This is a genomic window from Paludibacter propionicigenes WB4 (assembly GCF_000183135.1).
GTDB lineage: Bacteria > Bacteroidota > Bacteroidia > Bacteroidales > Paludibacteraceae > Paludibacter > Paludibacter propionicigenes.
On record NC_014734.1, the window covers coordinates 1,840,445 to 1,863,907 of the forward strand.

15 protein-coding genes are annotated in these 23,463 nt (G+C 33.8%); all 15 read right to left on the bottom strand.

The features are described from left to right. Positions 1-425: 425 nt before the first annotated feature. Entirely contained in the window at positions 426-3,599 is a 3,174-nt protein-coding gene (locus tag PALPR_RS07765) for an efflux RND transporter permease subunit (protein ID WP_013445069.1), read from the bottom strand. After that, positions 3,596-5,080 carry a TolC family protein gene (locus tag PALPR_RS07770; RefSeq protein WP_013445070.1) on the bottom strand — a complete coding sequence of 495 codons (1,485 nt, stop codon included), beginning with the start codon at positions 5,078-5,080 and terminating at the stop codon, positions 3,596-3,598. The genes PALPR_RS07765 and PALPR_RS07770 overlap by 4 nt, the downstream gene beginning before the upstream one ends. A gap of 16 nt (positions 5,081-5,096) precedes the next feature. Beyond that, a complete protein-coding gene (locus PALPR_RS07775; protein WP_013445071.1) occupies positions 5,097-8,183 on the bottom strand; it encodes an efflux RND transporter permease subunit in 3,087 nt (1,028 codons plus the stop codon). Continuing rightward, positions 8,180-9,244, bottom strand: coding sequence for an efflux RND transporter periplasmic adaptor subunit (locus tag PALPR_RS07780; protein ID WP_013445072.1), 1,065 nt, complete (start codon positions 9,242-9,244; stop codon positions 8,180-8,182). The genes PALPR_RS07775 and PALPR_RS07780 overlap by 4 nt, the downstream gene beginning before the upstream one ends. Before the next feature lie 125 nt (positions 9,245-9,369). After that, entirely contained in the window at positions 9,370-10,467 is a 1,098-nt protein-coding gene (locus tag PALPR_RS07785) for a 6-bladed beta-propeller (RefSeq protein WP_013445073.1), read from the bottom strand. Then, on the bottom strand, positions 10,464-10,910 hold the full coding sequence (locus tag PALPR_RS07790) for a hypothetical protein (protein WP_013445074.1): 447 nt from the start codon (positions 10,908-10,910) through the stop codon (positions 10,464-10,466). The genes PALPR_RS07785 and PALPR_RS07790 overlap by 4 nt, the downstream gene beginning before the upstream one ends. Further along, entirely contained in the window at positions 10,907-12,049 is a 1,143-nt protein-coding gene (locus PALPR_RS07795) for a DUF4221 family protein (RefSeq protein WP_013445075.1), read from the bottom strand. The genes PALPR_RS07790 and PALPR_RS07795 overlap by 4 nt, the downstream gene beginning before the upstream one ends. 66 nt (positions 12,050-12,115) lie before the next feature. Beyond that, on the bottom strand, positions 12,116-12,364 hold the full coding sequence (locus tag PALPR_RS07800) for an NVEALA domain-containing protein (RefSeq protein ID WP_013445076.1): 249 nt from the start codon (positions 12,362-12,364) through the stop codon (positions 12,116-12,118). A gap of 411 nt (positions 12,365-12,775) precedes the next feature. Next, on the bottom strand, positions 12,776-14,668 hold the full coding sequence (locus PALPR_RS07805; protein ID WP_013445077.1) for an O-antigen ligase family protein: 1,893 nt from the start codon (positions 14,666-14,668) through the stop codon (positions 12,776-12,778). Positions 14,669-14,764: 96 nt separating this feature from the next. Next, positions 14,765-15,646, bottom strand: coding sequence for a signal peptidase I (gene lepB, locus PALPR_RS07810; RefSeq protein ID WP_041620333.1), 882 nt, complete (start codon positions 15,644-15,646; stop codon positions 14,765-14,767). Positions 15,647-15,767: 121 nt separating this feature from the next. Continuing rightward, entirely contained in the window at positions 15,768-16,676 is a 909-nt protein-coding gene (locus PALPR_RS07815; protein ID WP_013445079.1) for a DUF1573 domain-containing protein, read from the bottom strand. Positions 16,677-16,828: 152 nt separating this feature from the next. Beyond that, complete coding sequence (locus tag PALPR_RS07820; RefSeq protein WP_013445080.1) at positions 16,829-18,013, bottom strand: 6-bladed beta-propeller; 1,185 nt, start codon at positions 18,011-18,013, stop codon at positions 16,829-16,831. A gap of 70 nt (positions 18,014-18,083) precedes the next feature. Further along, positions 18,084-18,305, bottom strand: coding sequence for an NVEALA domain-containing protein (locus PALPR_RS07825; RefSeq protein ID WP_013445081.1), 222 nt, complete (start codon positions 18,303-18,305; stop codon positions 18,084-18,086). 1,135 nt (positions 18,306-19,440) lie between these two features. Beyond that, complete coding sequence (locus PALPR_RS07840; RefSeq protein ID WP_013445084.1) at positions 19,441-22,266, bottom strand: RICIN domain-containing protein; 2,826 nt, start codon at positions 22,264-22,266, stop codon at positions 19,441-19,443. 128 nt (positions 22,267-22,394) lie between these two features. Next, a complete protein-coding gene (locus PALPR_RS07845; RefSeq protein ID WP_013445085.1) occupies positions 22,395-23,420 on the bottom strand; it encodes a TolB-like 6-bladed beta-propeller domain-containing protein in 1,026 nt (341 codons plus the stop codon). Positions 23,421-23,463: the final 43 nt, after the last annotated feature.

Here is a 23,463-nt window from a genome sequence, read left to right on the forward strand (position 1 = left end):
ATTTATTTTAGTTTACTTATTTTAGTCTTTGCAATAGTCAGATATAATTCCGTTTTAAGAAGCAAAGATTAGGTATAAATACATCAAGATTTCCACCTGCTAATTTATGGACATATCTCTCAATAGTTTGGGCTGGTTACATTAACGTTAGTTTATCATCAAACTTTCACCGCTAAACCAAGAAAGACAACACCTTAGTTCCCCTGAAGAAAAAAAATATATTCGTTATCTATATTTCCATAATATTATAAATTAATTGGTACATCTCATGACATAAAAGCTCTACCGCTTTTATGAGGTATATAAAAGTGGATAATAAACAAGCTGCAAATAGATTAAAAGAATTAAGAAATAAACCAAATAAAGAGTCAAACCCAAGTTGAGGAAGCTATAACTCTTGAATTTAGACTGTAAACGACAAATAATTATTTTCGTGACACATTAAGAAAAATCGGAAGAAATATTATTATACCAATAATTGAGAATAATAAACCACCCATTGTACCTGCTGCCAGAGGATACCAAAATGCTTCTTTCGTAGAACCAATTATAAACGGGCTAAATCCCAGCACCGTTGATGTAATGGTTAGCATGATAGGTCGCATTTTATAGCTCCATGCTTTCACATACGCTCGTAATTTTGATACTCTTTTTTGCTTTACTATTCTATTAAATTCATCGATAATGTAAATATTAGCATTAACAGTTAATCCGCTAAGAAGTATGAAAGATGCAAAACCTCCCTGATCAAAGTTCAGTTTAAAAAGGTAAAATGTCAGAAATATGCCTATAAATGAGAAGGGAATAACAAATAATATTGCAAAAGGCTGTTTTAGTGAATTAAAGAGGATACTTGACAGAAAGAAAATGATAATCAGGATTAAGAATAACAGTCCGTATTGTTTGCCTGTATCATTACCCCAATTGTAATTCCTACCGCTTTTATTTTCTATTGTATACCCCATTGGTAGTTGCTTTTTAAAGCTATTAACAGCTTTTTCAAGTACTTTTTGTCCTTGTTCGGATGCCCCTATATATTCATATTGAACGCATAAACGGTATTGCTGATTTTCTTTATATATGTTCTGTGGTGATTGTCCCTTTTCTATTTGGGCAACCTGGGATAGTTTCACTTCTTTTTCACCGATATTCATCGGAGTATGAATTAAATTCCATATATCATAATTTGCAGACTGTTTTGCATCCAAATATATTTGCTCTTGTCCGCTATTTGATGATACCTCACCGGCATAAACAGACTTGCCCATTGAGTTATTTAAAGAGCCGAATAATTGAATAGGAGAAATTCCGGTTTCGGTCAATATCTTTTTATCAAGATTGAATTCAAATTCCTGATAGTCGTCTTTATACCAACTAAATTCGGAGTTAATAGACACTTCTTTAATTCTTCTATAGTTGAGTAGTTTGGCTTTAAACTTTTTTGCCCATGCGTTTAATTCATCGTAATTATAACCATATAATTCAGCCTGATACGAACCTGCATTTTCGCTCACATCATTGCTGAATCCATCTCCTAGCCCATAAACCCCCCAACTTCCGCCGCCCATTTCTAATGCTTTTGTAATTAAGTTCGATTTCAGCGAGTTCGGAAACCCGGAATATTGATCTTCTTTATTAAACAGGATGGTTATATTAGCTCTTCGTGCACTTTCTATTGTGGTTTGAAATTGCTTGATTTGTTTAAACTGGCTCAAATAAGCTTCCATTTGTTGAATAAGATAGTTCATTTGCACAATAGTGGAACCATTAGGTAAGGTCGCTGTTACATAAAGACTTGTTTCTTGTCTATCTGTAAAATAAGAACCTTCATATACTTTCTGAACAAATAGACGTAAAGTTCCACCTAATACGTTATCGGCAATTGGCTTAATGGTTTCTTTATAGAATTCAGATCCAAACGTTTTATTATAGGTTTCTTTCCATTTCTCATTACCTTCAAGCTTGTCGGGAAGCATAAATACAGGAAGCCCAAAACTCAATATCAACAACGTTATCAGAATATATTTCCAACGACATGCAAATTGGCAATATTTTGCGTAAAACCGATTTATCCAGATTGAAACTCTATTCCAACGTATTCTTTTAAATAAACCAATCTTTCTTCGAGGTCTATTTAAATCATTTATTTTAAACAGATCAAGTAATACGGGAACTACAAATAATACAACAAATAAGGAAATTATCAAATTAGTGATTAGAGCAAATGCAAAATCCTGCAAATTAAGTTTTATTTTATCATCCATTAAAAATATCATCGACAATGAGCCGATTGTAGTAAGTGTTCCGGCCACAATAGCAAGGAAAACATACATATTTTTTCGCCTCATTATTTGATCCGACATTATAATGACATTATCAATAATTAAAGTCATAGAAATAGTAATACCGGCTAATGAATAGAGATGAATTTCCAGCTTTAAAAGATAATAGACAATTACTGCAATGGACAGATTTATTATTAGCGATGATACTATGAGCAACAGGTATTTGAGATTCCGATATACCAGCAAAACAAATAGCAATAATATAAATACGGTAAGTCCCGAACGAAAATATATTTTAGAAAGCTCTTCTCTGATATATTCTGTTGCATCGTAACTAACATGTATTTCGTACCCTTTGGGTAATACAGATTGAATCTTATTTATTTGCTGCTTTATAGTTTCACTTAAAGACAGCTGGTTAGCCGTTGGTTTTGCAACAATAGAAAGATAAATAGAATTCAAACCATTAATTCTATATATGTACTGCGATTCTGCCTGTTGGTAGTTTATCTTCACAATTCGACTCAAGTTTATTAATCCTCCGGATTGTGTTTTGACAGTTATTCCTGAGCAGTTAAACCGAGGCTTATTGTCCTCATTATTTGTCATAAGAAGAACACGAATTAATGCCTTTTGTCCGGTAACTTGTTCTACAGACCCATTACCTAGGAATTCTTTCGATAAATAGTTGTTGATTGATTGTTTAATGTTACTTATAGTTATCCCTAATGCTTCTAATTGTTTTGCATCATATTCCAATCGATATTCCATTGGAGTTGATCCGGAAATATCTATCCGGTCAATACCTTTAATGTTAGCCAATTTGGGTTTGATTAATTTGTCAGTCAGTGCATAAATATGAGTAAGATTTTCAGGAGCATTGATTGTATAGCTTATAAATGGACGATCGGAATTTTCATCTGATTTACTGACAGAGATATTGGGGTAGCTTGTTTGAGGAGGTAAAGAAGGCCTTGTCTGACGAATTATAGTTGCAACCTCGAATCTGGCAACATTTATATCAACATGTTTATCCAGATTAATCGTAATTCTACCCCAACCATTTCCTGATGTAGAACTAATATCCTGAATACCCTCAAGACGGCTCAGCATTGCTTCCAATTTAGACGTAACTTCGGTTTCAACAACTTTGGATGATTGTCCTGCAAGAGAAAAACTTATCGATATAGATGGTAAAGCTTTAGATGGCGATAATTTTACGGGTAGGTAAGGCATTAACGCCATACCAACGATGGTAAGACAAACGAATACCAAAATTGTTGAAAACGAGGAAATCGGTAATTTGCGGTTCATCGGCGAACTTTCATTAAGCGGTCAAACGATAAAAGTAAAGATGTTTGCTTTTCAAAATCATAAAGAGTGAGTTTTCTGATTTTGTAATAACTTAACCAATAGTTTTTGAGTGCTTCAATATAATTTCGTCTAGCTTCCGTTTGACGGTTGAGGGATAAAGTTAGCGCACTTATATCATTTTCACCAATTATAAACCGTTCTCTCGTAGCCTGGTAAGCTAAATCAGCAATTTTAGTTGCTTCTTCAGCGCTCTTTATTACTTCTTGCTGAATGCTAAAATTCTGAACAGTATTGACTACATCCTGCTCTAAAGCTATTTCTTCTTGCTTGTTCGAGATTTTAATCACATTCAGGTTGTTTTTTGCAACATTCAATCTTCCTTTTTTTACACCCCAGTCAAGAATAGGAATATTTAAACCCACCGAAATAATGTCTTGCCTTAATGTGTTTTGATAAGCAAGCTTCAATTTTTCAGCCACATTGTTATATCCGACACTGGCATAAACAGAGGCATCAAAACGCAATTCCTTAGAGGTTTTTTCCACTAGTTTTTCGGCATCCATAATTCCTGTTTTGTTTTCTAAATAGGTAGGGTTATTAGTCATGGACTGTTGCAAAGCAAAGTCGGCAGAAACTTGGAAGATGCTTTGTTTTTCCGGCAAAAGAAGTTTTATTTCTGTTCCTTTTTCTAAATTAAGAAATGTTACTAATGCCGACATTGCCTTATTAAGGCTCGTTTGAGCATTTATCAAACTATTTCGGGCATTTAGAGCATCTAATTTAAGTGTCAATAATTCTGCTTTTGAAATAGCTGCAATCTCAGAACGTTTTTGTCCAATTTGATATAAAGTATCGGCAGAAGTAAGGTTTTCGATAGCTCGTAAATGTTCAACTTGTGCACTCGCCAAATCGAAGAAGTACTGAACACAGGTTATTGAAATTTCTTCTGTCTTATACAAAAAATTTCGTTTAGCAGTTTCATATTTGAGTGGTTCTATTTTTTTGTCCCACTTAAAACTATTATAACCAAACAAAGCCTGTTGGTAAGTTATACTTATTGGAATAGCTGAAAACTGTTTGTAATTTGACTCTCCATAGTTTTTCATAAATCCAAGCTGAGAATTTACCGAAAAAGTGCCACCGGTCAGATCTATATTTTGACTTAATGCTAAATTTCCAGAGGAATATAAAGATTTTTGCTGACGGTAGACATCAATATTTTGTTCTGAATCATACCGCTTTATGAAATTATTACTATACGAAATTGGTGTAGTAATAAGCGAAAGCGATGGTAGTCTGGCTGCTTGATAAGATTTATATTGCCAGTAGCTTGCCAGGTATAGATTTTTAGCTACAAAGGCTTGCAATGAACTGTCACTTGCAATGGCAATAGTTTGCTCAAGAGTAAAAACTTTTGTCTGCGCTAAAATACTGAATGTTGATATCGCAATAATATTGAGAATTACAATTACTTTCTTCATTTCTTTAAATTGAGAATTATGCTTTGACTTTCACTTCTTTTTTCCTATATATCAACCAATAGACTAATGGAACTACAAATAAGCTTACTGGCGTTCCTATTACCATTCCACCTATGATACCAAGAGCCAATGGTGTTTCTAGCTGGGAGCCAATATCGTTACCAAATAATAGGGGAGACATACAAACGATTGATGTAAATGTGGTCATTAATATAGCTTTCAATCTTCGTCTTCCTGACTCGTGTATAGCATCCATTAAAGGTATCCCGGTTTTTCGTAGTTGATTCATCATATCCACTTTCAATATACTATCATTGATAATAATTCCGGCACTAACTACTATCCCGATTGCAGACATTAAATTAAGCGAATGCCCTAAAACAATGAGTAACCCCAATGAGGCAGTAATATCAATTGGAATCTCAAGTAATACAATTAATGGTAAAACGAAATTCTCAAATTGTGCCGCCAGAATAAAATACATTAGCGAAATAGATATCAACAGAATAACGATTAATTCATTAATCATTTTTTTATTGGAGAAGAATGAACCTGAAAAGTCAATATTCCAATTATTACTAACCGAAGCATCCGATTTCACTTTTTCAATTATTTTATCAGGATGTTTCGTGTCATAAAATTGCAACGGAACATATTCACCTTGTTTTCCGGCAATGATTGATTTCAAATCTTCCGAATAGGTAACTGTTAAGAAATTGCTCAACGGGATAGCCGAAAATCTGCCCTGTTCGAATGAAGATGTTTTTACCAATGTATTCGTAATAATTTCATTTACTGTTCTTTCTTCGCCACTCAGTACAATAGGTAAATATTGTTGATATGAACGTAAAACAGCAACTTCATTTTCTTTAAATGCAGTTTTAAGAACATTATAGACTTCTTCATAAGAGACATTGTACAGCAGAAGTTTCTCTCTGTCTATTTTCAAATTCATTTGTAAAAGAAACGGCGTTGCCGTTGGCTTTTTGTGAGTTTCTTTTAGTATTTTTTGCTCTATCTTATTAATACCATCACGCGATATCGGGCTATTTCCGTTTTTGGGATACAATTCAACACATAAATCGGGTTCGCCGGTTTCAAAAATCCGTTCAAATATATTCCCTACAGGAAATATAGTTATAGCAGCAAAAGGATAGTTTTTGGCTAAATAATTAGTTACGTTTCGTTTTAAATTGGGAATATCTTCAACATGAAGTGCTTTCATGTATATTTCAGCTTCAGATGTGGTTTGTTCTTTTTCCTTGTTCAGTAAAAACTGTTGTTGCCCTAAATAGACAGCATGTTCGGGCAATGCACCATTCAGACTCTTTATTAATGTTTCCACCCTATCCTTATTTTCAGACAAATGAATGTTGTCGTTCCAATCAATTTTCACTATCATTTCGTTCTGAGTGATATAAGGCATTTTTTCTTTCGGAATAATCCAAAAGAGAAACGAACATAATGGAAAGATACATACCATCACAATCATTGTAAGTGCTTTATGACTAAAGGTCCAACGCGTTCCCCAATCATATATTTTATCAAAGATTGTATCCTTAACAGGTCTGGTTAATCTTTCATTTTCCTTTTTCAGCCAATTTTCAGGTAATTTAACAGAATAAACCAGCTTGTAGCATATCGGAAGGAAAATAATCCCCGAAAGATATGAAACAAACAATCCTACGCTTACAGAAAATGCCTGATCGAAAAAAAGTGCACCAGCCATTCCACTTAAAAAAATTAACGGAACAAAAACGGAAGTGGTAGTAAACGATGAAGTTAGCATAGGTGCAATAACTTCATTGGTTCCTTTAATACAAGAGTTTTGTATTGAAAAGCGTTTACGGCGGTACTGGCTAATGTTATCGGTAACTATTATCGAATTGTCAATCATCATCCCCGAAGCCAGAACCAATCCGGTTAAAGAGATCATATTCAATGATACACCGAATAAATAGAAGAACAAGAAACAGATAACAAGAGACACAACCATGTTGAGACTTATGATAATCGATGTGCGAATATCTTTTAGAAAAATGGCAGAAACAAAACAGACAAAAATAAAAGCAATATATAAGTTTTGTTCCAAGTTCGAAATGGTATAATCCAGCAATACAGTTTGGTTTTGTGACACTGTAAAATCTATATTGGGATATTTCCTTTTAAAATCATCAGTAAGTCTTGCTATTTCAGATTTCAGGCTACTTATTTTTTCGTTATTCTGTTTTATAACCTGCATTACAACAGCTCTTTTCCCGTTATAAAACGCCATTCCGGTTTCTTTCTCAGGAACTATTTTTACACTTGCAAGGTCTTTCAGGCGATAGATTTTATCGTTTTTTCGAATAAAAATATTTTCAATATCTTCAACGGAGCGTACTATTGTTGAAAACTTGATATTGTATTCGTAGTAACCATCCCGAACGGTCATGCTTCCCGGATCAATATTGTTATTGGCTAATGCCGATTCAATATCATTGTTTGTAATACCTGAAATTTCGAGCAAGTTATGATTTGGCACCAGAATCACTTGCTTTTTAATCTCTCCGGTCACATCTACCATGGCAACTTGCGGTAGTTGTTCTATGCGGCGCTTAATTACATTTTCTGAAAATTCGCATAGATTAATAAACTCGGTTTGATCCGTTTTATCGAGTGTCTTTTCATTTTTTAGGGTTAAGTTTAGATTAAAAACAGGGATGTCGGTGGCACTAGCTTTTACTACCCGCGGACGATCAATCGTTTTGGGTATAAAATTCATAGCAAGGTCTATTTTCTCGTTGACCTCAATGAATGCTAAATCGGTATTTGCACCATATTCAAATTTCAGGCGTACAATGGCATTTCCATCCTGAGTTTCGGTGTGAATATCACGTAAATTCCCTATTTGCAATAACTGAAGACGGATAGGTTTTACTACGGTATTTTCCAGTTCGCGGGCAGAAGTGTTCTTCCCTGAAATTTTTACTGTTATCTCGGGTATGGCAATATCCGGCAACAATGAAATAGGGATATTCATGTAGGTCACCAGACCCAGAATAAAAAATGCCGTAAAAACCATAAAAACGGCAATTGGTCGGTTCAGAAGGTACTTTATCATTTTATTACAGATACCGGAGCTTCATGAGCCAGATTGATATTTCCATCGTAAATCACACTATCACCTTCGTTCAGTCCTTCTGTAACAATAAATCCGGTAGCATTCTCCAGTCCTGTTTTCACATAATTCCACATGGACTTGCCGGCATGAAGCGTAAAGACAACTTGTCGGTTTGTTCGTAGTACCAGCGCTTTTTTGGGAATAACCAATTGATTCGGGAGTGTTTTTTGTACCCGTACATTCACATTCATACCATCAAATAATTTGGTTGAAGCTTGTATAGTGGCTTTCACCCTGACCATTCCGTTTTTATCCACTACAGGGTTTATTTCTACAATCCTACCTGGCCCATTATAATTGGCAACCGAAAAGGGTGAAACTACTACTCTATCCCCTACTGAAATCATGGGTAGTTCGTTTTCCAACACCTGAAAAATTACTTCGGGAGAAGCATTGTCTACTATAGTGCAAAATGGCTGACCGCTGGTTGGCTGGTTATGTTCTTTACTAAGCAGATTAGCCACAACACCATTAAATGGTGCGTAAAGGACTGCATTTTTCAGGTTGTAGGCCGATAGTTCATGCTGTATACGATTCTGCTCATAGTTACTTCGGGTTTTGGCTATCCGCATAACCTCCTTCGGTATCTTTGTTGAATCTTTAACCGAATAGCCCTGACCAATTAATACATTTTGAAGTTCCAGTTTACTTTTCTCCCAATTATCACTAGCCTGCTGCAAGGCATTGTTGAGTTTAAACAAATCGAGCGAAGCTATTTTCTGGCCCTTAAGCACTCTATCGCCATTTTTTACAAATATGCGTGTAACTACTTCGTTGGTCTGAAAATACAAATCAGCTTTACGAACAGCTGCAACAGTTCCGTTGGCCAGAATTTCGCGAGCAAAAGCCGTTTTTACTAATTTCATTGCTTTTACTTGCGTTTGCTCTTCGGCTAACTTTGTTTTTACTTGTTCTGCTTTTGCTTCTTTGGGTTTGGAGGAGCAAGCTCCTCCAAGCACCAGTAAACCGATTAAAAATAAAGGAATGGTGAAATTTTTCATATATGATATTTATTATTTAAAACTCACTAATTCAATTTTTAGAATTTATCAATTTAGTCAATTCACCTAAATGCCAAGTATATTGATTATATGACGAATAAGTTTGTCTGTTTTGAATCAATCCATCAAAAAAAAACATCTTTTCTTATTTTTGCAATAATTGGATTTAAATCTTCATTTCGCTCTTCGAAATTATTATTCTTTAGAAAGAAATATATAAATTCTTCATCAACATAATTAGGCCAAACATAAATCTCTTTAGATTTTAAATTTAACGGAAATCCATACTCAAATTTATTCTTTGCTATGTTTCTATAAAGAAGTTTTGATGTTTTTATATCCCATATATCGCTAATTATTTCATTTTGAAAGTAATATGCCAAGAAATAATAATTATTCACAATTTGACCATACTCTCCAAATATATATTTTTTTCTTTCTTGTCTTTTTGAGAAATCAGCTGCAATAGTCTTTGCTATTTTGTATTTTCCTTTTGATATTGTTAAAATAGGAGTTGCAATATGATTCTTAATTGCATATAGAGTATCTGAGAACTCATCTTTAAAATATGTTTTATCTCCAATTGTCTTTATAGGGTTAAAAAAAACAAAACCTTTGTTTAATACGCCTTTCTCATTTTTTGAATCAAATAGGTTAATAATATTTCTCCATGTTTTGTCGTAAAATCCAACAAGATTCTTGTTGTTTCTCACTGGATTGAAAGAAACTACAAAATCATTGTTTGCAGTATGGTTAAATGAACCTACAAAGTTAATATCTAGCGACTTTATAAACTCTCCTTTGAAGGAATATATAATAATTTTTCCTTTATCTGAGTCATTTATATAAAGTGAGGATTCATTACTATCAACAACGACATCCATTATGCTAGAGTACTCTTCAGGCCCACCCCCTTTTCTGTCGATCTTTTGTTCCAAACGTCCGTTTTTTGCATTAAATATGTATATAATGCTTCGATCTTCAACAACAATGATACTTTTTGTAACATCAATAATACGAGGAGATACTAATAAACATGAGTCAGAGGTTTCAAGCTGAATGGATTCAACATTTTTTGAAATCTTATCCCAATCCATTTTATTGAAGTTCCTAACAGCAATTGAACCCTCTAAATCAATTATTGGAAACTCTGAATTATTATTCTTACAAGATGAAAAAAAGAATGAAAAATAAATAAGTAAACATATAAAAATAAATTTCATAGTAACGATTTTTTTATTTTACCAAATGCATCGCTTTCAGGAGATTGAAAATAAATGGCAGTAATTTTTAGATTCTTCAACTTTAGAACTACAGGATATATTTGCTTTTCTACTGGATACGCAGTTAAGAAAATATTGTCTTTATCAAGAAAAACAGAATGAGGATCAATATTAATCTTCTGTTTCAAAGTTTTCATTGATATAATGTTTGTGAAAATGAATTTTATTTTTCTATTTTTTCTATTTTCCATATAGTAATTCTCTGCACCTGTTATGCAACCGCCACAACCTTGGCTCGGTATTATCACTAGATAGTCAATATTATTTAAATCTACGTCAGAAAATACTTCTCTCACTGCATATTGAAATTTTATTTTATCGTTCACACCGATGCTACAGCTAATTTGCAGAATAGCTATTATTATACATATAAAATACTTCATCTTTTCTTTATTTTTTTTGTTAGTTTGTAAATATCAAAAAACATAAAATTTTCATCTTTCTTATTAGACTGCAAATGCAATCCATGCTTATTGACAAATAGTGAATAATTATTAGTCCCATGTACTTTTCCAATTAAAGTCTCACCGACGATTTGAAAGTTTGCATTTAATATAATGATAGAGATTTCTTTCTTCCAACCTGGCATTCCATTATATTTAGTTTTTAGCTCAGCAATCCTATAGTAGACCTTATTATACTTGTCATACAAGATATTTGCATAGCTATTACTTTCTGCAAAATATTTTGTCGCTTCATCAGTGTTAAAGAAAACTGCTTTGCTGCGATTATAAGATGGTATTTTATCAAAATATTTACTTCCTGCATAGTGAGGTTTCAGTTTATTATTGCCAATTAGATTTTCGTAAATAAAGTGGTCGGCAGGGAAACTAAATAGCATGACATTTTCCTTTGGGGATTCCGTTGAATAAACCCATCTCAATAGACCCGAACCCCAATTATGTGAATAATATAAAGAAGAATAAGGTGCTGTAGAAACTGTTTTGTTAGATTTAATATTGTATATATAACTAACCTTTCTATCGTTCTCATTATCATTTATAGTTTCACCATAAAGACTTCCAGATATTATAATATTATCGCCCCTAACGAGCATTGGAGCAACACCGGTTAATGGAGATGGAAAGGATTTGATGTCAGATTTTACATGAAATGTTTTTATTATATCTCCATGATAGTTGATTAACGAAATTGAATGTGACTTACCATTATAAACATATATTGTGTCATTATTCTTAATTAAAAACTCTGTTCCTCCGTTGATTTTATGTAAATCTACTTTATATATTAGTTTTTTATCTTTGTAACTATATGAGCAGATTGTATTGTTCTGACTCAAAAATGAATAGGTTTCCATATCATCATTGTATTGGGAAGCTGTTGTGAAGACTGTTGTAATGGAGTCAAGAGGAAATTTTATAGAATCGTTTTTTTCAAGCTGTAATTCATCAGTACGGGCATGTTCATGTATCGGGTTATTATTTTCTAATCTTGCAGAACAACAAATAAATATCAAAGATGACGTAAAAACTAATAGCGATTTTAAAAAAATTTTTTTCATTTTTTTTATATATTGTGTGAGGCAGCGATTTAGATTAAAATTTCACGCTGCCTCACTAATTAACTATTAATATTTACAGTCATCCGGTAAAAGTAATAGTGGCTCTGCACAGAAATAAAGTGTTCCATTTGACACACAATTTCCGTTATCATTCCACCAACCAACTGAATTACAACCTCTTTCGCCATCGGCCAATGCTTCCACTTCCGCCAATGCAAGGTTGCCCTTATTACTAGTTTTATTTAAATTCACATTCATCATTGCACCTACAGCGATAGCTACTACCAACAAGGCACCAAAAAAATTCTTTTTCATAAATTTTGTATTGATTTTTTATAAATGATTTAGTTTTTTCTTGACTGTATGTATCCTTTCAACAGTCTGAAGCCACAAACTTCATGTTATTTCATCTATTTTCCGTACTTTTGTTCTCCTTTCCTTTGTTAGGGTGGAAGCCGGGGCGGAAGTCGTTGTCAGTAACCTTACGAAAGTGTAGACATTTTTTCCGCCCCATTTTCCCTGTTGTTAATAATTAAGTAACGATATAGACAGATTTTGGTGAATCCATAAATATCACTGTCGACATAAGTCACCATCTTACTTAGCAGCCTATTTCAGGCTTTCAGGTTAATAATATAATAGGCACTAAACAATTATAGAATTTACTGGAACAAAACTATCTAAACTTTAGCATATAATTGAGTTAATATACCTTTCAATTCTGACTCAATTCTGATTTTCCTTTTCCTTTTCCTTTTTCTTTATCAACACCCGCATCTTCTCACGCATTTCATTGATAGCAGTAGACTGTACCTTCGGTTCTTTTGTGAGCACTATTTGCGCCATTTGTAGTGCTTGTTGGGTATTTCCACCTTCAGCGTACAGATTAGCCAACAGGTAATAAGGATAAATACGGCTGGGAACAATATGTGATGCAAGTAAGAAATTTTGCTCTGCTAGCCGATAGTTTTTAAGAGCCTGATAATTCTTTCCCAATATGTTATAAAGCATGGGATCGCAACTGATCTTTATGGCTTGCTCTAAAACCCAATTGCTTTCAGCATATTCTCCCGCTTTGTTCATGCATTGGGCATATTCAAAGAGAAACGGTGTTTGATCGGACAGATAAGGATAAAGTTTTTCGTAGTCGGTTTTCATTTCGGGATAAGCATCTGCACTTCCCATCATTTTCAAGTTATTCCACTCCTTGTAGGCATTGTAGGTTGGGTATCGTTGATACAAAGCGGCAAAAAGGATCATTCCGGCAACCGCCAATACCATCATCACTGCTTTCCAACGCAATTCGACACTTCTTTCTGTAAAGCCTTTTATTCTTACTGCTTGCCGTTGAGTAAGTATTAATGACATTAGAAAGACCAATACAATGAGAAAGGGAAGTAAATTGAAGGGGTAAGACATGGATGCAAACACCAATAACGAAATCAATCCTCCAGTTTCTGCAATTGCTTTACGCTTGACACCGATATAGATAAGAGCGATAAAAGCCGTAAACAAAACCAAGGCTGCCACCACGCCAAACTCAGCAATGATTTGCAAGTATTCATTAAATGCATACTCGGGATTTCCGGCTACTAATTCTTCCTGATTGCTGTATTTCCCGGCGGCAAAATAAGCAGCCTGCTCCTTACCATAAGCACCAGAGAAGTGCCCCAATCCTACACCATTAGGTTGTTTCACAATCAGATGAAGCGTGGTTTTCCATATCAGGGCACGTCCATCAGCCGAGTTCTTTTTTAGCTGATAGATACCGACAGCACCACAAGCCAACAATACAACTCCAGTACACAGAAATAGAAATATCCTCTTTCGCTGCAGGATTAAATAATTCTTGATCTGCTTTTTCTGTAAATAATACAACGATACCACAAAACTACAACCGACCACTGCTGCTATCCATGCAGCACGGCTCATGGTAGCTGGAAGTACCAAAACAGCCCCGGTAAAAGCCAGCAAGGAAACAGTGAAGCGGATATAATGCGGTAAAAAGCCGATAAAGAACTTACGCTTGAAAACCACTACATCTTTTAGCATGGCGTAAAGTGCCAACGGTGCTACCAACGCTATATAACCGGAGTAAGGACCGGAATTAAAAAACGAGCCGGTAAGTTTAAACAACGCATGGTTAGAAGGTATAAACCCATACAGCTGCCTTAAGCCCCATACGGCTTCCAACAACCCGGTAAAGATAAAGAAAACGGTAAGATAAAAACGCAGGGTCTTATTTTGCAGTGCGACTCTAAAATAAAAGAACAGTAACAAGAGCTGCACCAGCAGTATCCATTTAGTAGAAACTATATTGCCGGAATTGAAATAGTTCACAACCAATATAAAACCGGAGAATAATAATAGTAAAAAATCAACCGGATAAAACTTACAGGCAGTTCTTCTTAAACCATACACCAACAATGAAACCAGAGCGGTAACACCCATTGCCCCATAAAACCAGAAATACTTTGCGGACACAACACCATTCGCCAACTTTTCGTCCACTACAAAAACGGTGGATAAAACCAGACAAAAAGACAGCCCCCTCAATCCCCCGAAGGGGGACTTAAATATCAGATTTCTATGATTTGCAGATAAAAAGTTTAGTTTCATTTTAATCATTAAGGGAAGATTCGTTTGATACAAAAAAATCAATTCAACGTCTTAAAGTCCCCCTTCGGGGGATTGAGGGGGCTAGATTTAGGGGCTTCACACCCCTTTAAAAAACCGCTCCCACCTGTACTTACCTGTATTTTCATCTTCCGATTTCCAGATAAAAGACACCTTACCTATAATATGATCTTCGGGTAAGAGACCCCAGTAGCGTGAATCCTTGGAGTCCATAACATAATCGCCGGCCATAAAATAATAGTTCATTTTAAAAACATACGCTGTAAGTGGTTTACCTCCCAGCGTAACGATATCGTGGTTCACGTCTACGTTCTTACCTGTTTCGTAAACAATCATCTTTCTATACAATTCAATGTTTTTAGAATCAATCTGTATTTTATCCTTAGCTTTTGGGATATAGAGTGGTCCGAAGTTTTTCATTGTCCAATGATGGAGATCATCAAAAGGAAAGCAATTAAAAACAATCTTATTCAAAGTAGAATCATTCCTGGCGAATAAAGCCTGTTGATTACCATACGCTCCTAAGGTATCATTACAACCTTTTACTTTATAAAAACCATCCTCAATATAGAAAGTATCGCCGGGAATGCCCACACAACGCTTTACATAATGCGCGTTAAAATCCATCTCTATCTTACTCCAATTGTCATTCGTGATTGGGAAATTAAATACCAATATCTCATTCCGTCTGATAGCACGCATGCCTTTCAATCTTTTCATTTTCCAGTTGCCACTTGCCCAGAATTTCCAATCTTTAAATATGCGAGGTCCCAATATCATTTTATTTACCATAATATAATCGCCTGTTTTCAAAGTGGGTTCCATCGAACCCGATGGAACCTTGAAAGATGCAAAACAAAACACTTTGAGGACAATAGTCAGGATAACACTTACAAGAATCAAAACCAATACCTGTAGCGCTATCTTCCAGAATTTTTGTAAACGATATTTTATTTTCATAGATTGTTTATCACTGTGCACTTAAATGTCAACTTATGTCGGAAAGATAGTTCAGAAATTCGATTGAACCAATCAAACTCCTTAACTATCACTTGTCAACTATCAACTGTCAACTAATCATTTATTTCTCCACCACTTCCCCACTAATCTTGAGCCTCACAAGCCCATTGGGTACATTACACATCACATCGGCTGTTTTACTAAAGTAACCCAACGAGTTAGGTCTATACTCAAGTACCACAGTAGTCGTCTCTCCTTGGGGAATAGGTTTTTTATCATATTTGGCTAAAGTACAACCACAGGATGTATTCACAGTGTTAATTAGAAGTGGATTATTTCCAACATTTCTTATTTTAAAAATCAAATGTTTAGACGTCTTAAAAGAAAATTTGCCAAGATTTATCGAATCTTTATCTAGATTTACAGTTGTCTCTTTTAAATAATAAGTCTCTATATTTCTAAAACGAACTTCATTAAAATCACCATTACTTATTACTTTGTAAAACAATTGTTTCATCTTATGACTTCTAACTGGCGATCCAATTAATACAACTCTATGTCTTCTATCCAACAATAAAGTTCTGAACTCCTCTTCCTTTGGAAAGCTATTAATTCTATCAAAGTCGCCCTTATAATCATAAATAATTGGATAAGTAAAATCATCAAGAAGTAGTTTGTTCTCAAGATCTTTGTAGTTTGTAGATTGAACCACAAACAAGAAACCAACATCATAAGACATCTTTTGGCATGTTTCGATAAATGCTTTCCATTCGGCCAATCTTAACTTACAGGCAGCACAACCCAAAGAATCAATATAAACTAAAACGATATTTCGATGCTTCATTATTCGTGAACAAACAGTGTCTCTTCCAACACTTTTAAATGTTATATTTCCAGGAATTTGAATTTCTTTTTGAATCCATTTTTTTACAACTAATTCTGCTCGATTCTTCTTATTATCGCATGATTGTATGCATAATACTAATAAAAGCATTATGATGCATCTCACTCTGTTACCAATTGTTCTCATTTTGTCAATAGATTTATGATTTAAGCTGACGCTAATTTATTTTTTTCTAATCAAAAGATTATAGCCTTTTTCTTTTTATAATATTAATTTCACTGATAATAAATATCCGTATCATATCATTGTCAAACTATTGAATATTAAAAATATAACTATTATCTACTGACCCTCCCTAATTTACTATTTATTGAGTATATCATCAATATTGGATTGGTATCCTCACTTGAAACCTTAACAATAGCCTTTAGTTTTTCATCTTTCAATGCATCTTTGTGTATATCAGAATAATTTATTTGTGCTATAAATCGATTTCCGTATCTACCCTTTGGAAGAGGAAATACACCACCAATACCTATATCATCAGTAACTGTTGAACATTTAAAATTGACTACTTCTTGACTGATCTTATTATAAATTCCCATATAAAAGTCTTTCTTAATATAGTACTTAACAACTAAGTTTGTATCATTTTCATATACGTACAGAAGACGAATCCAATTATCATCACCCATAATTATTTCTTTCATGAAATCTCGATCATTTTTATATTTTAAAAAAAGTTCTTCGTCAACCATTTTATTGTCTCCAAACAAAAGTTCATATTTACATTGCACAGTATCTTTTTTTACTAAATATATCTTATTTGAAAAATATGGATAGAAATAACTGTCTCCTGAAAATGAATAAAAATCTGTTTCACTTCCGTGAAATATATTCTCAGAAGGCGTAGTTTTTAAAAACTGCTTATGAACTTTCCCTTTCTTATCTGAAACAATTAAGATATTTGTTTCTTTGAAATCTCTATTACCCTTATCACCATAATACAAGTACAAATCATCACTTGGCAAAACATAGAATGATTTCGCCGACCGAAATGGCATTTTAACCTCTTCTATGAATTTTAAGCTATTTGAATCATACTTTAGCAAACGACTTAATTGCATATCATATAATAACAAATAGCCATTTTTATCAATATAAAAGGAATAAGGTGAGATAAATTCTCCTGGTCCATTTCCTCGATGTGTCAGTTTAGCTAAAAATTTTCCAGTAATTGAAAAAACAAACAAACCTTGTGATGCATAATTATCCAATATATATATTTTATCATTTACTATTTCTATTTGATTAACAGTTCCTATTAATGACTCTTCAGTCGTTTCTAATCGAATGAATGAATAATTAGAAATAACTTCAGAATTATTGATTTTGATCAACTTGCCAAAATTAACTCTACGTTCACTTACATTATTATCAACTTTCTTTGTTGTTGAAGTACATTGAACAAAAAAGACTAATCCGACTAAAATCACTACAGATTTAAACCTAATTTTAAACATGTCTAACTTATTTAATTTATTATAGTAATGTGAAAACTGGGACTTTCATCCCAGTTTAAAATTTATTGAATCAAAAGCAAATCTTCTCTCCCCACTTATAGCAGTTATAACCAGTACCATCAGGCCTATTGTATATATTCCATACAGGTTGTGAATATTCACCATCAGCCAATGCTTCCACATTAGACATTGCCAAATCAGCTTTAGCATTCGATTTATTTAAGTTGAGATTGAATGCAGCTACTACTGCAATAGCAACAACGAATGTTGCACCTATAATTTTCTTTTTCATATTCTTTTTTATTAAATTTTTTATTGATAATAAGTTCTAATTATGGCTATATATATCCTTTCAATAGCACCAAAACGAATTGTTTGGATATTTTTTAGTGTTTTTTTGTACCTTTGTGCCTCCTTTCTTTAGTTAGGTGGGAGTTGGGGCGGAGGTCGTTGTTATTAACCTTACGAGAGTGTAGACAATTATCCGCCCCATTTTCCCTATTATTAGCATTTGTTTAACGTTATAGCCGGTTATTTTCCATTTTATATAAATCAATACATTCCGATATCAACATTAATTCATATTTTACTTTAGAGTAAACTTCATTCCTAAGGGTAAAATGTAATAAAAGCAACACACTGAGATTATTAACTGGAACAAAACTATTAAAACTTTAGCACATAATTGGGTTAATAAATCTTTCAATTCTGGCTCAATTCTGATTTCCCTTTCTTATTCACCCCACTGCGTATGTATAGAGGCATTCAGCAGGAAATACTTCATAAAGATTAGTCCTTTTAATCTGACAAACCAACAATCGTTATAACTAGAAATCTAAATCAGTTACTTTATCACTGCCTTTTTGGTTGAAGCAGTAGTCTGTTTAAAGAGTTTACCCAGTTCGTCATCAATGACCTGCACAACTGGTTCTTTCATTTTAAGTGCAATTTTAGATTTCATACACATAAAACGCGAGATCTTATAAGTATCACCACCTACCAATAACTTGGTGTTATACACCATTTCAAGCAGTTAACACACATCCTCTTTGTTTACAGAAAGTCCTGAACATAGCTGTAAATCATACTCACAGGCAATCAACAATACATAATCCGAAATAATTATTGTATCTCATTTCATGAAGCCTATTTGTATGTCTTATCGGAAAACGATTTGCTCTCATTGTCGAGCAACTGCAATGATTTTCTGTCGGATTCCGATAATTTAATCAGAAATGCCATGAGTGCTCTTAATCCTAAAATCCCCCCTATAAATTTAATTTTTTGATTCTTCGTTGAATTCAACATCAATACGATTTTCCAAACTTGTTTTTTAAAATTAGACAACATAGTTGATTTAGCTCAAACTTTCATCAATCAGAAAAAAATAAATACCAATTCAAAACTATCCACCTATCAACTTCTCTTTACCACCACACCTGTTTTCCTTTTTCATACGTAAAAATTCTTTCTTCCGTTCCCTTTGTTCTGTTATGCAAAAGATATAAAGTTCCACTTGGAACATTATTATAAACCAACGAATCAGCTATTGCTTTTTTCTCTCCAAGTGACTTCCAACCATTATTCCAATACACTAATTCATAATTATCTCCCGGCTCTATAATATTACCATCAGTACGTGGCATAAAACGGATCTTACTTACTCTCACTGCTTTTGGCAATTTCAACCCAACCCATCCTCCATTGGGCAAAGGAGCATCAAATCCGGTCAATATATTCTTGTCAAATACTTTTTCTTTAGTAGATCCGTTGTCATTGCAACTACCTTCTGTTCCTATCACACTTCCAATTATTTCTTTTCCATTTTCATCATAGAACATAAGTTCATTAATGTTACTGTGTGTGCCATCAGCCCCTATATATCTTAGAAACTTAAATGTTCTCTTTTCATTAATCTTTAAATTACAATAACTTGCATTTGTCTCACTGTTAAACGTAAATAGATTTACGGCATTCACAAAGTCAGGATTGTTTGATCCCTGAAATCGCCCACCTATCATTTTATTGTTTGGGTTATAATAAAATATATAGGTATGCTTACGATACAAAACCATTTTCTGTAAGTTCTTGATATCTGGCTTTAGCGCCTTTATTTTTCCTGCTGCGCTTAGCAAAAATGGATTACCGGCAGGTATATTTCCTGTGCTGCTATAATAGATGGGCAAATAAGCTATATCTCTTCCCATTTTATCAAATACTACACTATTTGATTGTATCTTGCCCCAAAAAATAGGCACCCAATCTTTATTATCAAATACAGACAAATAGGCAAAATGTCTATTCTTAGCCTTTTGGGGGTCAAGAATAACTTTCACATCAGATGTCTTTAAATATTCTTGTGTTACATCAACAAAATGCATGTTCTTAAACAATTTTGGAATATCTTCTTCATTGTTATTTATAAAACCTAAACTCCGTTTATTAATGGTGAAAGTGTTTCTAAAAACTTTGCTTTTAGGAATAGAGTCAAATATTGTGTATGCTCCGGGCTTATTTCTAAAATAATTCCTGACCATTTTACCCTTCTCATCAATCAATACGTTCCAATAGTGAGACAAGGCTCGCTTTGGCCATTGAGGTATAAAATCATTCGCAATGGGTATTCCCAAGCCACGCGAAATATATGTTAGATACTGTGCTTCTTCATGGCAACTCCCTATTTTTGTATGAATTAGATCTATTGCATTGATTGACGGCATAGCTCCACTAAGTTGATATATCTGAAAATCAAGCGTCTCGTAGAAAATTCGGGTAGATGCTTCCCTGAAAGTTCCGGGCTTCAGTTCTGTCAAAGTATCTTTCAACGGTGCTTTTTCTAGCATCTCAAATTTCCACAATTGGTTGTCACCGCCATTATATTCGCTCTGAACCACCTTATTTCTTCCTTTTGATGACTTAGTATCTATTTCCAAACATTTTCTGCTATTTCTATTCACAATTCTAAAGTATCCAATATCTTTAGTAGGAAGTATTGCCCATAGTTTACTATAACTAGTAAAACCGGTGGAAAATTCATGCCTAGTTCCATTATCTTTTGATAAATAAGGCATGTTTAATACGACTTTATGGTTATCCCGTTCTTTAATCTTATAGAACCCATAATCGGTATAAGACATGATAAACTTCTGATTATTCATATCCTTAAACTCTGAAGTAAAAGTCTTTGAAGCTGATTTTGTAGAGTCATTATCAATTGTAAGGCTTGCTGAATTTCGTTTATTTGTTATTTTGTATGTAGCACCCGATATAATCCCAGACTGTTTAACCAATTTGAAATCCAATACAGGCACCAGCTCAACGTAATCTATGGAAATTTTTTCGGATTTACTTTCTAAACAAATTTTGTTGACAGTTTTATTGACTTTGATAGGTACCTTTACTACACTAAATGCAGGTTTAGACCAACCTCCTGTATATTTTAAAACAGCTTGAACTGTATCAAAATCATTTACTATTACATTAATTTTAGCATTTCTTCCCCCATTATAATGCTGTATTAATAATATCTTTTCTCCTGGTTCAGTACGTACATTTTCAAAAATCAGTCTGTCTTTTGCTGTAATAGTTACCGCTTTATAGTTGGATGCAGAAAATTTTTCTTCTACGGTTGCTTTACCGAATAAGGCATTCTCAGCTTCGTACAAATTGCCGGTTTCAAAATAGATTTTGTCCAGTTGGGGTTTAAATCGCTTTTCAATAAGTGGACTCCATAAAGATAATTTCTCTTCATATACCCTATAAGGTAACACATACTCACAAAATGTATCAAAAGAATAATTGCGATGCCAGGGAGTTGCTTCCCAAGCTTTAAAAATCTGATCGATATGCTGAATAAGAAAATTTGCTTGAATATATTGCAAATCGGGTTGTTTATTGAATCTATAATCAATTTTTAGGGAGTCGACACCTCGTTTGTATTTTTCGTTTCTTTCATCTGTTGACACCTCTCCCAGTATCCTGTAAATATTTTCCAATTTATTCACATTTTCTCCCGTTACACTATAGTATCCCTTCATGTTTTGTATCAGAAAACAAGCTGCCTTAAACTTTAAAGAGTCTTGTGGATTCTTACTGTAATGGATTAACACCTTTTCAAGTTCCTGTCGGTTAGTTCCGGCCTCATCAAGTGCTTCCTCCACTTCCTTAGAAACCTTGTTTTTCAATTCCTTTGGTAGATTACTGCATGCTGAAAGAATAAATAAACAAATTATAAATAAGATTCTGTTTTTCATATATTATCTTGATTGTCTTCTAAATTCATCACATCTAAGGAAACTCGCTTTTTAATCGATAGTTTGTTTTAAACTATTCTGAGGAATTATATCATTACTTACATTCTCAATAATTATATAAATTCTTTTCAAAGTTGGTATTCCACTAATGGATAATTTCCATTTATATCCAACGCAATGATTTTATTATGTTTTTCATCAACCGTAAATCCGGTAATATATTTATCCAGTACATACTGACGAAGAGGCTTCCCTGTCAAATCGAATACCTGTAATAGATTACCCCCATCCTTTGAATTGGGATCGTTTTCTATATCTTTGAATGATTTTCCCCAAAAAATGGCATAGATTTTATCTTTCCCTACATATACATCACTATACCCCATAATGCCACAGGGCGAAGCATATCCTCCTTTGTTGATAAATTCCGGCTCGTCGGCTTTTCCGTATACGATATTAATGATGGAATCTTTCTTCAAATCGTAGATTTCCAACACCTGACCCAATTGCGTAACCATAGCCAGTACTCCATTGGAGGGATTGTAATCAATAAACGATCGCCAGGCTTGCGCCAATACCACGTTCGATAACTTATTTCGCTTACTGGGAATCGTAAAGCAACTCTTTGTTATCTGGCCTTTTCTGTTAATCAGATTAAATCGGTGTTTACCGGTATAATCGGGTACTACGAAGGTTGAATCGTTTACAATATCAAAGTCTAAGGTTCGGATCAATTTATCCGAAAGCTTTATTCGTGCCGTTGTATCATTTTTATCGCTGTCAAAAATGGTAATTAAACTTTTGTTGGCATCCAAACAATAAAATTTTCCTTGTTTATCAAAACGAATATTTTCGGCATCCAGAAATTCGTTCGGACCTATACCCGGCTTTGCAAAGGATTGTTTGAATTTCAATTGAGGATAACTAAACTCATGATAATAGAAATCCGAACCATGCAAATCCATTATAACCAATGTAGAGTCAGTTTGCTTTACACGAAATGGATAACGCATGTAGACGGAACCAGACGATAGCACCTTTCCTGAAATCTTTTTAGATACAGCCCCAAAGTCAGCAAGTTTTTTGTTAGTATCGACACAACTTTGTAATAGCAGAACTAAAACAAATACTTGTAATAATTTATTATAATTCATTAATACACAAATTTAACCTTATCATTACTTATCGGGCAGTCTA